This window comes from Arthrobacter sp. UYCu511 (assembly GCF_040547105.1).
GTDB lineage: Bacteria > Actinomycetota > Actinomycetes > Actinomycetales > Micrococcaceae > Specibacter > Specibacter psychrochitiniphilus.
In genome coordinates, this window is the sequence record NZ_JBEPPB010000013.1 from 1 (window position 1) to 15432 (window position 15432).

Here is a 15432-nt window from a genome sequence, read left to right on the forward strand (position 1 = left end):
GATCTACAGAGCGATATTCTCGGGCCATGCACCAATCATTAAACGCCGCCAGAGAAAACCCCCGCAACGCCGCACCCCAAAAAGCAACAAGCTCTCGACAGGCCTCCGAACTTAACAACTACCTCCGCACACCGGAAAGTCACCCAGCCAGCAGAAACTATCGAAAGAATAATGCAAGCTAACGGCTAACTACCTCGCCTTGATACCGCTTGACTTGAAACCTTCCAGCACCGACTTTTAGCCGTGCTTGAAGTGGCTGGCGCCAGCAAACATCAGTGGATGATTGCAAGAGCACATCAAGCTGCAAAACTGCTTGGCTATGTCTTTTGGAACCACGGGGTGGAAGCTCTAAGAGCATAAAAATAGTGCGAGTCCCGATGACACATGTCATCGGGACCCGCACTATTCTAATGCCGCCTAAACCCGAAGGTTAGGCGTGTGAGGACTTCCGCTTGCGGCGGCTGATCAGCGTAAACGCACCAGCCACAACCAACAACAGTCCGCCCAAGAGGAACGGCGTAGTACCTGCACCGGTGGAGGCGAGGTCGTCATTGTTGGAATTGCCTGCTTGCGTGCTGCTGGTGGAGCTAGCAGCAGCTACCACAGTCAACTTGACACTTGCTTCGGCGGCTTCACCGTTGCTGCCCAGTCCCGTGATGATAACGGTGTGAACGCCCGGGGTAACAGTGGAAGGCAGCGTGACCTTGAGGGAAACGATTCCTTCGCTGTTTGCAATTGCGGTGCCCAAAACAATGGGATCCGAATGCAGTGTGAAGGTGGCCGTGCTGCCCGGCTTGAAGTTACTGCCCGTAATGGTCAGTTCCTCGCCCGGGGCCACCGATGCATCACTCAAAACTGCTGTGGGTGCACCGTCTGCGGGTGTAGACGGATCTACTGTCGGCTCCGTGGTGGTTGTGGGCACCGTGGTGGCTGTGGGCTCAACCGAGGGGCTGGCCGTTACCGTCGGGTCGGCAGTGGGATCCGTTGTCGGGTCCGTGGTGGCTGTGGGCTCAACTGAGGGTGAGGCCGTTACCGTGGGCTCAACTGAGGGTGAGGCCGTTACCGTGGGCTCAACTGAGGGTGAGGCCGTTACCGTGGGCTCGGTGGTGGGTTCCGTTGTCGGGTCCGTGGTGGGCTCGGTGGTACCCGGGAGGACACCGCCAATGTTTACTTCTGCACCGCCACCGAAGTTATTGCCTTCAATGGAGTTCAGACCAACCAGCTTCACGTAACGGCCAACCTTGTTCCCGGCAATGTCAATGACCTGCGGACGGCTCACGTCCAAGAATGAACCGCTGGCTACCTTGGTGCCAAAATCGGTGGTGTTCTCGGATACATAGAGTTCGTAGTCCTTGAACTTGCCGTTGGTGTTTGACTGGCGCTGAGTGTACTCAAAGCCCGTCACGTCGTAGTTTTTGCCCAGGTCAAAGACCACTGAGTGTGGGAAATTACCGGCAGGGCTTGACCACTTGGTGTGCCAGAAAGTTTCTTTCTTGCCATCAAGGAGCGCCGCAGCAGGTCCGTTGGGGGCTGTTTCACCCGTCAGTTCCTCGGAGGATACTGAGGCGATCTTGATCTCGCTCTGCGTGATTTTGTTCGCCAGTGGAACCATATTTGATTCGACGTTCAATGTGGTGCTGGCAGTGCGCTCACCTTGAGTGGCCGTGAGGGTGTTCTTGCCGCCATAAGTGCTCGGGTACACCGGCATCTGCAGTGTTACCTTGCCTTCGGCATCAGGAAGGACGGTACCAACCTTGTTGCCGCCCAGGTTGAGAGTCACATATTCACCAGGAACGAACCCTGTCACAGTGGTCAGGGCCCGGTAACCGGCACGAACAGTGGCTGCTGTTGTGGACAACGTTGGGGTCTGAGTCGAATCCCAAACATAGGGGAGCTTGGGATCTGCCGTACCAGCAGCAACAACCACGGTGAACTGTGCGGTTGTGCCGTTGGAAGCGGTCAGCGTTCCGGTGAAGGTCCCTGCGCTCGCATAACTGTGGGTGCCCTGCAGCTGGTAAAGGCTGCCAGCGGACATGTGGTTACGGGCTGTGTTAGCCGTAAAGGTTGCCGGGGTGGCGGCTGAGCCATCGCCCCAGTTGACACTTACGCCCAAGTTCCCCAAGATGCTCGAGGCGCTCACGCCGTCGGCGTCATCAACAGCATCGACAGCAATAGTGGCGCCATCGGCAGAAGCCTTGGTGCCGGGGGCTGCCAGCTGGCCAACGTCAAGCTTCAGGCTCTTGCCGGGGGAGACTGCCACCGGCAAGCCTGCCATGGCGGGGGTCCACTTGGCTTGGTTGCCGTCATAGAAGTTGGTGTCGGCAGCCAGCAAGCGCGAACCCATGGAGGCCATGCGGACCTTGAAGTCATTGACGTTTCGCTTTGCCTGAGGCGTCCAGCCAACTTCAGCGAAGGAAATTACGCGCGGGAAGACCATGAATTCAGTCTGCTTGCCGCCACGAATGGTCTCGGACCACTGCGGGGCTTCAACGCCCAGGATGGCTGAATCGGGGAGATTGGTGGTGCCATCTTTGACGACAGCAGCCGGATTCCAGTCGTAGTACTTGGGGAAGTCGCCCATGCCGGCCCACGTCAGGCCAATCGGGGTTTTGGCGTTGTACTTCATGTCCAGGTACGCCGTGGAGCCATTGGAAACCATGAGCTTGGCGCCCTTGTCCTTGATGGCCCTCAGCGTGTCGGCGGTGCCGCCGGTCCAGTACTGAATGCCGTCCCCGGCCTCCAGACCACCAATGGCGACCTCGTTCCAACCAATGGGCTTCTTATCCAAATCGTGGATGAGCTTCACTGCCTTGGTGATGAACTCCACGTAGTTGTCGTGGCCCGTCACATGGGACTCGTCGCCACCAATGTGGATGTATTCGCTGGTGGTCATCTCGGCGATCTGGCCGAAGACGTGTTCCAGGAACGTCCAGGTCTGCGGGGCAGCAACATCCAAGGTGGACGTACCAACGTTGCCGGTTCCATCTTCGGGAACAACGCCCCACTCGTCAACGTTCGGCTTCGTTCCAGCGGTGTTGAGCTGCGGAATGGCGTGCAGAATGGCCGAGGTGTGGCCGGGGACGTCAATCTCAGGAATGATCTCAATGTGGCGATCGGCGGCGTAGGCTACCAAGTCCTTGTATTCAGCTTGGGTGTAGAAGCCAGTGTTGCCCAAGAGGTCCATGTAGGTGCGGTTGAACTGAGTCATGCCGCCCTTGCCGGAAATCTCAGTCAGCTGGTTGTAGTCGATGTCATCGCCAGCTACTTTGCCCTCATTGGTGATCTCGATGCGCCAGCCCTGATCATCTGCGAGGTGCATATGCAGTGTGGAGATCTTGTAGGAAGCCAGCGAATCAATGATGGCCTTGACTTCGTCAGGGTTCTTGAATTCGCGGGCGACATCTAGCATCATGCCGCGCTTGTCGAAGCGGGGGGCATCGGAGATTTCCACGGCAGGAGCCGTCCAAGTGGCGTTGACCTTGGTTTTGGACTCAATGAATGCCGGGAAAAGTTGACGCAGTGTCTGGACACCGTTGAAGATGCCATCGTCGGTGGCTGCGGTGATCTTGGCACCTGTGAGCGCGTCGACGCTGAGCGTGTATGCCTCCGCCTGGAGCTGAGCACCCAGATTAGGGATGTCACCAGGGGTCTGGAGCAATACGATGTCATCGGCATCGCCGGTGCTGCCATTCACTACCGGCAGGGCCAGACCTGTGGAGGTGCGGAAGAGCTCGGCCAGGAAGGAGGCACTCTTCGCGGTCACGGCGTTGTTGGCCACGATGCGTGAACCTGCGCCCAGCTTGAACGGCGCCTCGTCAGGTGTTTCCATATTGACCGGCAACGGGATCAGGTTGACGGGCTCTGACACAGGTGCTGGAGTGGCGACTTCTTCGCCATCCCAGACCTGAAACTCCCAGAGCGAGATGCCGTATTTCTGGCCCCCGATCGGGGTGCGTTCAATCCCCTGCATGCGCACATACTGGTACGCATTGGCGGCAACACCGGCTTTGAGCTTCTGCACGTCGCGCGTGTTGCATGTTGGGGCGATTACGTCGGTGGCATCCACAAAAGTGATGCCGTCGGTTGAGACCTGCAGCTTGTACTTCGCAGCACAAGCCTTTTCCCACACGATGGCCACGTGATCAATGACAGTAGGGGCGGCTAGCTTCACAGTGATGTTGGCGCTGTCAGCGGTGTTGGAAGACCAGCGTGACTGCTGTGCATTGGGCTTGGTGCTGTCGGTATCTCCGTCAATGACCAGAGCGGGACCCCACTGGCCGGCTACTTCCTGGCCGGAGGCGCTGACGGTTGCCCCGGCTGAAGCCAGTGCAATGTTTTGGGCGGGAGCTGCCGGGACGCCCCACACTTCCATTTCAAAGAGGGAGATGCCCCACTTGGTTCCCGCGATGGGAGTACGGGCGATGCCCTGCATGCGCACAAACTGGTACTTTGTGCCAGCCAGGGAAGACTTGATGGTCTGGGTGTCGGGCGTCTCCGGGGCGCAGTTGGCGCGGGAGATCACGTCCGTGGCATCTACAAAGCTCACGCCGTCAGTGGAGACCTGCAGCTTGTACTGGGCTGCGCATGCCTTCTCCCACTTGATGACAATCTTGTCAATTGCGGCAGGTTTGGCCAGTTTCACCGTCAACTGTGCAGTGTCGGAGTGCTCTGAGGACCACCGGGTGGTGTCGCCGCCGTCGATGGCAAGGTCGGGGCCGTTGCTCCCGACGGATTCGTCACCGGAGGAGGTGACGGTTGCACCGGCGGAAGCCAGAGCGAGATTAGTTGATACGGGGTCGCCCGGGGCAGCCAGCGCGGGCGGTGCCGCCATTGACAGCAGCATGGCAGGTGCCACCACCGCCATGGCTAGAGTCTTTTTCCACATGGAACGCACGAGTTCATCCTTCGCTGAATTTTGGAGATACAGGTCACACGTGACCCATGTTATCCATAGCAATGGTAAAGCGAAAGAGTGTGACCGGCCTCGTGGAGAGCAACGCCGCACGCGTGCGTTGATTAACTAGCAGACTTAGGAAAGTGAGGGTTTCTATCCTATGAAAATATGTCATTGCTACCGCCTTGGGAAAACTGAAAATTGCCGAAATTTAGCGCAGTAATGCAAAAAAACACGTTGTCCTCGATGAAAAAGGAGGACAACGTGTCGTGTGAAAGACAATTTCATAACGAGGTTAGAAACTTGAAATAGATTATTACAACGTTACGGTTGCGGAGTCAAAATCTAGCCGGGGAAGGCGCTGGCGATCGATAACACCGCTGGGCTTGCCCAAGTTCACCACCATGAATGCGCTACAAGAGGTATATGCATTAAAGTGGGCGTCAACTCCTGAGGCATCGAATCCTGTCATGGGTCCTGCCGCAAGGCCTGCTGCACGCGCAGCAAGAATGAAGTACCCGGCCTGCAAATGCGCATTGGTAACTGCCATGGTGTTGCGGCTATCAAGGTTTTTTTCAAAGGTGGGAGCCATTGAGGCCATGTGCGGCGTGGTGCGCTCAAGCAGGTTGTGCCATTCGTTGGTGTAGCTCAGAACGGCAACCATGGGGGCGGCGAGGGTCTTGGCTTTATTGCCCTCATTCATGTGCTCAACCAATTGCGCGCGGGCTTCACTGGATCGGATCCAGGCGATGCGTAACGGCTGAATGTTCATGGCAGTAGGGCCCATTTTGGTCAGCGTATAGACGGCCTGCAGCGTCTCGTCGCTGATCTGTTCATCAGCCCAGCTGTTGGCCGTGCGAGCCTCCAAAAAGAGGGCCGCTGCAGCATCACTGTCTAGGATGAGTTCGCTGTCCAGGTCGAATTCGCGGGTTATCTCGATGGTCATGATGCAACTTTCTGTGGGGAAAATGTTCTCATTTGGATTTAGCGTTGCTGGAGCGGGTTTTGTTTCCAGAAACGGCGTGAAGTTAACCACAGGGCGTTGCCTCAGAGCTCGGGGCAGCTCCAAAGTGAGCGTCGCAACAATTTCTCTGATGAGGCGGGGCGTGCCATGATGCATTCACTGGCTAACGCAAAGGAGCGGCAGGGACATGAGCGCATGGACAATCCGGGATTTTCATTCACAAGATGTTGAAGGCATCCTTGCCCTGTGGCAGTCGCTGCGTGAGAGTGATGTGGCGCCTGTCTATGATCTTTCCGAAGTTCTTGCTTCCTGCGAGAAGGACCATGCCGTGGTGGCGGTACAAGGCGAACAGGTCATTGGCGCCGCGGTTGCCAGGGCCGCTCACGATCAAGGCTGGATCGTTTTCCTAGCCACCGTGCCGAGCTTCCGTGGGCGCGGCATTGGCACCATGCTTCTGGCCGCTGTGGAGAACCGGATGGAAGCCCATGGCCTGAATAAACTCTCCGCACTCATGCCTGAGACCCAAACGCGGGTAGAGGCTTTCACCAACCGAGGGTTCGTGGTGAAGAAGAATCTGCGCTACTTTGAACGGCGGATCCCGGTCCAGCGGGCAGAGCGCGGCGCACTGGACGAGCTTGGCGGAAGGGTTCTGCCACGGGACCTCTGGGACCGTGTTGCGGGCATGACGGCAGAGAAGGAATTACTTGAGCGAAGGCTTGTTCTGCCTTTGGCAGAGCCGGAGCTTGCGGAGGAATTCGGAGTGGTGCCGCCGCGCGCCGTCGTTCTTTTTGGTCCTCCAGGAACGGGAAAAACCACCTTTGCCAAGGCCATTGCGTCCCGTCTTGAATGGCCTTTTGTGGAAGTCTTTCCGTCCCGGCTGGCAGGGGAGCCCGGCGGCTTGGCCGGTGCCCTGCGCCAGACGTTCCTGGAAATTGCGGAGTTGGAGCACGTAGTTGTGTTCATCGATGAGGTGGAAGAGATCGCCTCGCGGCGGTCCGGCGAGCCGCCGTCGCCCATGCAGGGTGTCACCAATGAGCTGCTGAAAATTATTCCGGCGTTCCGCGACCAGCCTGGTCGGCTGCTGGTGTGTGCAACCAACTTCATCCGCTCGCTGGATTCCGCGTTCCTGCGCCACGGCCGTTTCGATTACGTGATCCCCATCGGACTCCCTGATGAGGCGGCTCGCTCTGCTATGTGGAACCGCTTCATTCCGGCCCATGTTGTGGCGGATATTGACGTACAGGCGCTGGTGGGGGCCAGCGCGGGATTCTCCCCGGCTGACATTGAGTTCGCTGCCCGCAGCGCCTCCCAGCGGGCGCTGGAGAAGGCCATGGCCGACGGCGCGCCACTCACCGGCCGCCGTGGCCCGGTCACAGAGAACTACCTAGAAACCATTGGCGAGACCACGGCCACCGTCAGTGATGCCGTGTCTGAAAGCTTCCTTGATGACATCGCAGCACTGGCTAGGACCTAAGCGGCACAGGTCACCACAGCACAGCCTTAGCAGGCACAGCCCGGACTAAAGCCAGGTCTTCTTTTTGAAGATGAGATACATGACAAGGCCCACCAGGAACATCAAGGCCAGGGCAAAGGGGTAGCCCAGGCTCCAGTGAAGCTCCGGCATGTTCTCAAAGTTCATGCCGTACACCGATCCCACAAAGGAGGGGGCAAATAAGATGGCGGCCCAGGATGAGATCTTCTTCATCTGCTGATTTTCGGCTGCGCTGGCTTCATTTTGACGGTTGGTGGTCAGGGTCCCGTCCACGATCAGGGCATTTTGCAGGAGATCACGGAAGGAGTCGGCCTGGGCGGTGACAATTTCAATGTGGTCTTCTATATCGCGCAAAAAGCGCTGCAGCTCAACGTTGACGTGGTATTTCTCGAATCCGTTTTTGAGTTTTTCCAGCATGCCCCGCAGTGGGTGGATGGCGCGCTGGAATTGGGTGACTTCCCGGGACAGTTGATAAATGCGCCGTGAGACGTGGGGGTCGCCGGAAAAAAGCTGGTCCTCAATCTCGTCGATATCGTTTTCCAGACCCTGGACTACGGGCTTGTAGTCATCCACAACCTGGTCCAAGATGGCGTACAGCACGGCTTCGGGACCTTGCGCCAGTAAATCCGGATCTGACTCGAGCCGGGATCTGGTTGAAGCCAGTCCTGGTGTTTCGGCATGGCGGATGGTGATGACGAAGTCTTTGCCGGTAAAAATGTGAAGCTCACCGAACTCCACAGCCTCGGTCTCATCAAAGTATCTGGCGGGCCGTAGCACGGTGAAGAGGACGTCGTCGTACCGTTCCAGTTTGGGCCGCTGATGGGCTTTGATCGCATCTTCTACAGCCAGCTCGTGTAGCGAAAATTCTGCAGCGAGCGATTGCATCTCAGCTGCGTCGGGACGGAAAATGCCTATCCAGGCCATGCCGTCGCAAGAATCCATAACCTCGTAGGTCTGATCTAGGCTGTTGGGATTGGCAAAGCGCAAGCCGTCAACGTATACGGCGTTATCAATAATGCTCACCTGCCTATTATGGGTGAGGTGAGCGGTAAAAGTGTTCCGAAGCTAGTTCAACGGACCCGCGTGGCCGGGCATGTGTTTGAACACCAAGGTGGTCTCAGTATGGCCAACCACGGGGTCGGTGGTGAGGTTATCCAGAACCCAGTCACGCAGAGCGTCGGTGTCTCGGACGGCAATATGCAGCAGATAATCTACGGAACCAGAGGTGTGGAACGTCGAGAGCACCTCGGGAAGCTGCGGGACCCGCGCTGTAAAGGTGTCAATCTGGTCCCGGTCGTGAGCGCGCAGCCTAACGGCTATGAGGGCCTGCACGGATCTACCAATCGAGGCGAGGTTCAGCTTCGCTTCAAAGCCTTCGATGGCGCCACGTTCCATGAGGGCCCGGGTGCGCATCAGGGCTGTGGACGGGGCAATTCCCACGGCGTCGGCAAGGTCCCGGTTAGTGATCCTGGCATCCGCCACTAGCGTGTCAATGATCTGCCGGTCGACGGCGTCCAAGGGTTCCGCGTGGAGACCCGCCTGAGCCGTATCGCGCCGAACGTTCTTCGCGTTTGATGCCATGGGATCCTCCAAGGTATGCGTGGCTGTCGGAAATGTCGGCAAAAATGCCGTCCGTAAGTTCGCCATTCTAGCAAATTCCCGAACAATTGGGCTATCAGCCCAGCGGTAGCGCAGCCCGGCGCCGGCCCAGCGTGAGCATCAGCCCGGCGCCGGAGTGGGGTGGGCAGCGGTGCGGCCGCTGGTGGCGCCTATTCACTCGAGGTTCGTGGAGAAAATTAGAGTTCGTGCAGAAAACTTCCCACTACCGCGGCTGCGGGCCCGCTCTGCGCCGATTTCCAACCGATCCCGGCCCAGAGGTTCACAGCGCGGGGATCTTGCGCGGCGGCAGCAGCGCTGCGCAGGGGCGCGGTCAGGAAGTGAACCTCGGGATAAGCCTCAGGTGCGCAGGCGGTGTGCTCACGGACAAACTCGTTGACCAGCGCCCTGGCCGGCTTGCCGGTAAAGGACCGTGTCATGGCGGTTTCGGTGTAGAACGGGTCTGCCAAGGCATCCTTGTGGAGCTGCCGGGCGCCACTCTCATCGGTGCGGATGAGAGCAGTTCCAATTGCCACCGCAACAGCTCCGGCGGCCAAAGTGGCTTTGGCATCAGAGGGGCCGCTGACGCCGCCCGCGCCTACCAACGGCAAGCTCACAGCCGCCCCGATTGCGGCAACCAGCTGTGGCAGCGTACCGCTGGCATCGGGTGGCGTCGCTTTTGACGGCAGGAAAGCGGCGGTGTGCCCACCCGCGCCTGCGTGCTGAACAATCAGAGCATCCACACCCGTAGCGCCAGCCGCGAGAGCCTCAGCCACGTTCGTCACGGAGGCAGCCACCCGGGTGCCAACCTTGTGCAAGCTGGCCACCACTTCGTTGGACGCCAGGCCAAAAGTGAAACTGACCAGCGGAACTGGATCTGCCAAGAGCAGGGCCATCTTCTCGATCCAATAGTCTTGCACTTTGTCCTTATCTGGTGCCACGGCGGGCAACTGCGCCCCGTAGCGCTGTGCGGTGGAGCGCAGGGAGGTCCGGTAGGCGGAAAGAGCAGCCACGCCACGTGCACTCAAGGGATCATCCCGGGGAACAAATAAGTTCACACCAAAGTCAAGTCCTGTGGCCCGCAAGGGGGCAATATGTGCGGCGAGCTGGTCAGCAGTCTTATAGCCTCCGGCGGCGAAGGCAAAGGCGCCAGCACCTTGGGCAGCCAAGGCGAGTTCCGTCGTCGTGGTTCCGCCAGCCATGGGTGCGGCAATCAAGGGTGTGATGAACATGGCATTAGTCTAGGTGTGTGGACAAAAACCCCTTGAACTTTTCCTCTGCCCCATCGCGCTTTGTTGGGCTGGACATTGGCGGCTCGAAAACGCGAGGCATCGTCTGGACGGACGGCATTATCAGTAGTGACGCCAGCGTAGGCAGCACCAACGTTCAGAATGTTAGCCGGGAAACCGCCGTAGAGAACATGGCAGCGTTGTTCGCCGCACTGGATGTGGACGGGGCGAGCCGGCTCCTTGCCGGTGCTGGGGGTGTTGATACGGACAGCGATGCCCGCGCACTCAGGGAACTCATTGCTCCTTTTGTGCCGGGTGCCCAGATTGACGTGGTGCATGACACCCGGCTGTTGCTGGCGGCGGCAGGCCTGAGCTTCGGAGTTGCCGTGATTGCCGGGACAGGATCAGCCGCTTGGGGGATCAACGAGGCAGGAGAGCAAGCCCGCGCTGGTGGGTGGGGCTACCTGCTGGGGGATGAGGGAAGCGGATACTGGTTGGCACGCGAGGCTGTCAGGTACAGCCTGCGGCGAATGGACGCAGGCAAGGACGTCGATGCGCTGACGGCCGGGCTGCTCAAGTATTGCGGACTGAGCGAGCCCCAATCACTCATTGCCCATTTCCATCAGGGTACAACCAGGCGCTATTGGGCGGCTGCCTCACCGGTGATCTTCGCGGCAGCGCAAAGCGGCCATGAACACGCACTGGAACTGGTGGACCGTGCAGGATCAGATTTGGCCGGGTTGGCAGCCGAAGTTGCCACGGCGCTGAACCTGACGGGCCCGCTTGTGCTGGGCAGCGGGCTAGGCAGCAATGTGCCAGCCTTGCAAGCCGCAGTCGCCTCCCACGCAGCTTCGCGGGGGATGGGTGAGGTGCAAATTTTGCGCCAGGATCCCATTTTTGGCATCCCACTCCTGATCGCGCAGGGCAGGAACTAGCGCGGGCCTGGCCTTGGGTGCGGGCCCGGCCTGCCGCTCGCGCAGGACAGGAACTAGCGCAGACCCGGAGCACTCAAACTTGGGGCCTTCTAGCCGGCCGGCGGTGGTGCGGTGCTTGCCCGCACAATGAGTGTGGGTTTGAGGATGTCCTGACTGCTGACCGCTTCTGGATTAGTGATCTGGGCAACGAGCCGTTGCACAGCGCGCCGGCCCGTATCTTCAAAGGACTGACGGATGGTAGTTAGTGGCGGGTTTGAAAATTCGGCCAGGTCAATATCATCAATGCCTACCACTGAGACGTCTTCGGGAATGCGCCGGCCAAGTTCGCTCAGCGCCCGGATAACACCAAAGGCCATTTCATCGCTCGCCACAAGAATTGCTGTGACCTCGGGCATCCGCCCCAAAATTAGTCCATTGCGGTAGCCGGACTCCGGGCTCCAATCTCCGTGCAACTCCGGGGGAACTTCCCGGCCGGCCTCTTGGAGCGTTCGTCGCCAGCTCTGCAGGCGGCTTGAAGCGTCAGACCAGTCAGCAGGTCCGGCCACATGCCAAACCGTCTTGTGTCCCAACTCCAACAGGTGCCGGGTTGCCAGGACTGCTGCCATGTCCTGATCAACGCCAACCATGCGATCGCCCATCCCGGAGGATCCGTCAGTGTTGACGGTGGGGATTCTTGCCGTGATTTTTTCTACCGTCTCCACGGCTTCTTGGAGCGGTGCGGCAATGATGATGCCGTCCACTCCTTGGGAAACCAGGCGGCTCACCGCGTCGATGACGCTTTGTGCACTCAGGCTGGACGTCACCGAGTTCACGGTGTAGCCAGCTTCGCGGGCTCCCAGTTCAACACCCAGCGAGAGCGATGAGCGTGAGTAATTATTGGTAGCCAAGGTCAGAACGCCAATGGTCTTTGACCGCCCTGTAACCAAGGCCCGGGCGGTGTAGTTCCTTCGGTAGCCCAGCTCATCAACAACAGCTAGCACCCGCCGGCGTGTGCTTTCTTGAACGTTGGGGTGCTCATTGAGCACCCGGGATACAGTCTGTGCGGACACGCCCGCTGCTGCCGCGACGTCTCGCATTGCCGGACCGCGCTCAAATTGATGGGTGCTCATGGATTTCCTTGGGGTGGGGAAGCTGGCAGCCAGCGTGGAGCATTAGCTTCGGTTTGTCTGCAAGCCTAGTTGTTATCATGTAACATAGCTTGGATTCAGCTGGCGATGGCGTTTCGTGTTTCATGAATCGGGTTTGATCGGCTTAAATTGTTATCCATAACAGAGTTGTTTTTTTCTGTGACGAATCCCTAGTGCCAGGAGTTTAGTTGTCCACGTTCATGACCTCGTCAGAGATGGCCGGTAGTTCGGAAGCCACTTTGGTAGAAGAGAACTTCCCGCCTGCGAGGCCAGCGCCCGCATTGAGCTACTCGGCTCGCTTGCTCTTCAAATATGGACAGCCTCACCGCATTATTGCCGGCGCCATCCACTACTTCAGGATTCATCCGGAACAATGGCAAGACAGAATTGACCGGCTGGTTGCCATGGGTATCAACACCTTGGACACCTACGTTGCATGGAACTTCCACCAGCCCTATGAGGATGTGGCCCCGGACTTCACCGGCTGGAAAGACCTCGCCAAATTCATCACGTTAGCTGGCGAATCCGGACTTGATGTCATAGTGCGTCCCGGCCCCTACATCTGTGCCGAATGGGACAATGGCGGATTCCCCTCATGGGCGGTTTCTGATCCCGAGATGGTGTTGCGTTCTTCTGATCCCTTGTTCACCGGCGTTGTGGAGAAGTGGTTTGATCAGTTGCTGCCCATCATTGAGCCGTTGCAAGCGTGCCATGGCGGGCCGGTAGTGGCGGTCCAGATTGAAAACGAATACGGCAGCTACGGTGATGACAAAGAGTACCTGCGCTGGAACCGTAAGGCGTTGCTGGACCGCGGCATCACGGAAATTCTTTTCACGGCCGACGGCGGCACCGACTACTACCTTGACGGCGGCTCCCTGCCTGACACTTGGGCAACGGCAACGTTAGGCTCCCGTGGCGAGGAAGCGGATGCTGTATGGCAGCGCAGGCGTCCCGGCGAGCCCTTCTTCAACGTCGAATTTTGGAACGGTTGGTTTGACCACTGGGGAGAGGATCACCACACACGCGGAGGCGTGGATGCGGCTGCCGAGGCTAAAAAGATCCTTGATCTTGACGGTTCCATCTGCCTGTACATGGCACATGGTGGCACAAACTTTGGGCTGACCTCCGGGGCAAACCATGATGGAGCCATCCAGCCCACTGTCACCAGCTACGACTCTGATGCGCCAATCGCTGAAGATGGCCGGCTGACAGAGAAGTTTTATGCAATGCGGGAAGCATTTTTCGCCGCATCGGGGCGTGAACTGACACCCATCCCAGTGCACTTGGAACGTCCGGGCGCTGTGATCCCCGCCTGCACCTTCGAGCTGACCCGCGGCACAGCATTGCTAGATTTTGTGCGTGCCATCAAACCCGTCCACAGCATCAAACCCATGTCCTTTGAAAAACTCGGACTGGACCGCGGGTTGGTCCACTACAGTGCCAAGGCCGTTCTGCCCGTGGGTGAGGCCACCATTAAGATCCGTGACTTGCACGACCGCGCCTATGTGTGGGTGGACGGGAAATACCAAGGAGTTCTGACCGACGCTACTTGCGAAGAAGGCGTCAAAGTTACCACTGCAGGAGGCCTGGCAGCAGTGGAAATTTTGGTGGAGAACCAGGGGCGTATCAATTACGGACCCTTCTTCGGGCAGGGTAAGGGCATCCTGGATGGTGTTTTGATCAATCAGCGTTACATCTTCCAATGGGACCAGCGCCCAGTGAACTTGGAAAAGCCACTCTCAGAATTGCTCCAGGTAGGTACGGCGGAGGACAGTTCAGATAACCCGGAAAGCCCCAATTCTTCCGGCACCAAGGAAAACCCTGCCACGGACGGGTCCGCGGCCACTGATGGCGCCGGGGCTGGATATTTCCACGGTGAACTGCGGATCGAGAAAGCTGCTGATACGTATCTTTCCCTGCCCGGCTTCGGCAAGGGTGTGGTCTGGGTCAATGGCTTCTTGCTGGGCCGCTTCTGGGAAGTGGGACCGCAAGTGACACTGTATGTTCCGGCGCCACTGCTGAAAGCTGGTGCCAACAAGATCACAGTGCTTGAGTTCGAACATGGTGGAACCCATGCGGAACTTCACGAGGAACCCAATTTGGGCCTTATCGGGGTAACGTATGTTGAGGATTTGGGGTGAGACCCAGTTAGCAGCAGTCAATCTAGCAGGGAGTAACAGGTGCGCAAGAGGCTGATTGCCACGTTGAGTGCGTGCCTTCTGCTCGGGACGCTGACGGCGTGCACTCCTGAACCGATTGTGAGCGTCCCAAGCGCCTCGATGAGCACTGATGTGCCAGCACTGCGGATTGAGCCACTGATCTCACCCTCTGGTGTAAATGCCCAAGAGGGTGAACTGGTGGGTCATGCGTATGCGGCGGCGCTCAAGGCTGCAGGAATTAAAGCTGAGGTGGGGACAACCCCGGGGTCGGCCCAGGATGCATGGTCCAACTTGATAGCTGGCAGCATAGACATTGTCCCGGCTTACTCGCGCGAGCTCTTGTCTGCAGCCGTTCCAAGTGTTGCTCCAGAGACTCCTGCGGACGTTCTGAGCGCCTTGCAAGAAGTCCTGCCGGAGAGCATCAGCGTGTTGGATCCGGCCAAGGCCATTGTCGGTGACAGCTTGGTGGTCACGGCGGAAACGGCAGAAAAATACCAGCTCAAAACCATTGCGGACCTTACCAAAGTTTGCAACAAATTGCTGCTGGGAGGCACCGCCGACTTTCAAAACAGCGGCCGGGGACTGGTAGGTTTGGGCACCGATTACAACTGCGTGCCGAAAAAGTTTGTGGTGTTAAAACCGCTTTTTGACGGCAGTCGTGATGACGTCTTGTGGGCGTTGCTGAGAGATGACATTCAAGTGGCGGATATCCATATTTCTGCACCGGCCATTGACGATAACTCGCTAGTGGTGCTCACTGACACCAAAAAACTGTTCTTGGAACAAAATATTGTGCCGCTGGTCAGCAATTCCAAGGTTTCCGCTGCCGCCCAGGGGATTCTGAATAAGGTCAGTGCCGCGCTGACCACGGACGAGCTGGCGAATCTCAACAGGCTCGCCCAGGACCGCCACTTCGCCAATTCATCTGAAGCAGCTGCCGCGTGGCTGATTCAAGTGGGCTTGGTAAAAGCAGGCTCCTGACGCCGGCCCAATACGTCCTGCCTAACAAGCTCTGCCCCCAAAGCCACCGCCCCAC

10 protein-coding genes are annotated in these 15432 nt (G+C 58.4%); 4 read left to right on the forward strand and 6 right to left on the reverse strand.

The features are described from left to right. Positions 1–430: 430 nt before the first annotated feature. Together ABIB48_RS15340 and ABIB48_RS15345 are read right to left on the reverse strand one after the other, a co-directional pair. The gene (locus ABIB48_RS15340) at positions 431–4885 is read right to left on the reverse strand and encodes a family 20 glycosylhydrolase (protein ID WP_354213592.1); all 4455 of its coding nucleotides are present in this window, start codon (positions 4883–4885) and stop codon (positions 431–433) included. A gap of 325 nt (positions 4886–5210) precedes the next feature. Beyond that, on the reverse strand, positions 5211–5840 hold the full coding sequence (locus ABIB48_RS15345; protein ID WP_354213545.1) for a malonic semialdehyde reductase: 630 nt from the start codon (positions 5838–5840) through the stop codon (positions 5211–5213). A gap of 205 nt (positions 5841–6045) precedes the next feature. On the opposite strand from ABIB48_RS15345, the gene ABIB48_RS15350 reads away from it, so the two are divergent. Further along, positions 6046–7332: an ATP-binding protein gene (locus ABIB48_RS15350; RefSeq protein WP_354213546.1), complete on the forward strand. Its 1287-nt coding sequence runs from the start codon at positions 6046–6048 to the stop codon at positions 7330–7332. Between the two features lie 45 nt (positions 7333–7377). Here the strand turns inward: ABIB48_RS15350 and corA are convergent, their stop codons facing one another. The 3 genes from corA to ABIB48_RS15365 all read right to left on the reverse strand — a co-directional run bounded on the left by corA (position 7378) and on the right by ABIB48_RS15365 (position 10178). Then, entirely contained in the window at positions 7378–8373 is a 996-nt protein-coding gene (gene corA, locus ABIB48_RS15355; protein WP_110107260.1) for a magnesium/cobalt transporter CorA, read from the reverse strand. A gap of 42 nt (positions 8374–8415) precedes the next feature. Continuing rightward, positions 8416–8931 (reverse strand): Lrp/AsnC family transcriptional regulator, encoded by a 516-nt coding sequence (locus tag ABIB48_RS15360; RefSeq protein WP_354213547.1) that lies wholly within the window; start codon positions 8929–8931, stop codon positions 8416–8418. Between the two features lie 215 nt (positions 8932–9146). Beyond that, on the reverse strand, positions 9147–10178 hold the full coding sequence (locus ABIB48_RS15365; protein WP_354213548.1) for a nitronate monooxygenase: 1032 nt from the start codon (positions 10176–10178) through the stop codon (positions 9147–9149). Between the two features lie 17 nt (positions 10179–10195). On the opposite strand from ABIB48_RS15365, the gene ABIB48_RS15370 reads away from it, so the two are divergent. Next, positions 10196–11110, forward strand: coding sequence for an N-acetylglucosamine kinase (locus ABIB48_RS15370; protein WP_315912872.1), 915 nt, complete (start codon positions 10196–10198; stop codon positions 11108–11110). An 89-nt stretch (positions 11111–11199) separates the two neighbouring features. Here ABIB48_RS15370 and ABIB48_RS15375 read toward each other — a convergent pair whose 3' ends face one another. Then, entirely contained in the window at positions 11200–12219 is a 1020-nt protein-coding gene (locus ABIB48_RS15375; protein ID WP_354213549.1) for a LacI family DNA-binding transcriptional regulator, read from the reverse strand. A gap of 218 nt (positions 12220–12437) precedes the next feature. Between ABIB48_RS15375 and ABIB48_RS15380 the strand changes: the two genes are divergently transcribed. Both ABIB48_RS15380 and ABIB48_RS15385 read left to right on the forward strand, forming a co-directional pair. Beyond that, positions 12438–14378: a glycoside hydrolase family 35 protein gene (locus ABIB48_RS15380; protein WP_354213550.1), complete on the forward strand. Its 1941-nt coding sequence runs from the start codon at positions 12438–12440 to the stop codon at positions 14376–14378. A gap of 39 nt (positions 14379–14417) precedes the next feature. Next, entirely contained in the window at positions 14418–15377 is a 960-nt protein-coding gene (locus tag ABIB48_RS15385) for an ABC transporter substrate-binding protein (RefSeq protein WP_146213078.1), read from the forward strand. Positions 15378–15432: the final 55 nt, after the last annotated feature.

Excerpts from the sequence above, each read along its gene's own strand:
- ABIB48_RS15340 (WP_354213592.1), bottom strand. The coding sequence starts at position 4,885 with ATGTGGAAAAAGACTCTAGCCATGGCGGTGGTGGCACCTGCCATGCTG.
- ABIB48_RS15345 (WP_354213545.1), bottom strand. The coding sequence starts at position 5,840 with ATGACCATCGAGATAACCCGCGAATTCGACCTGGACAGCGAACTCATC.
- ABIB48_RS15350 (WP_354213546.1), top strand. The coding sequence starts at position 6,046 with ATGAGCGCATGGACAATCCGGGATTTTCATTCACAAGATGTTGAAGGC.
- ABIB48_RS15360 (WP_354213547.1), bottom strand. The coding sequence starts at position 8,931 with ATGGCATCAAACGCGAAGAACGTTCGGCGCGATACGGCTCAGGCGGGT.
- ABIB48_RS15365 (WP_354213548.1), bottom strand. The coding sequence starts at position 10,178 with ATGTTCATCACACCCTTGATTGCCGCACCCATGGCTGGCGGAACCACG.
- ABIB48_RS15375 (WP_354213549.1), bottom strand. The coding sequence starts at position 12,219 with ATGAGCACCCATCAATTTGAGCGCGGTCCGGCAATGCGAGACGTCGCG.
- ABIB48_RS15380 (WP_354213550.1), top strand. The coding sequence starts at position 12,438 with ATGACCTCGTCAGAGATGGCCGGTAGTTCGGAAGCCACTTTGGTAGAA.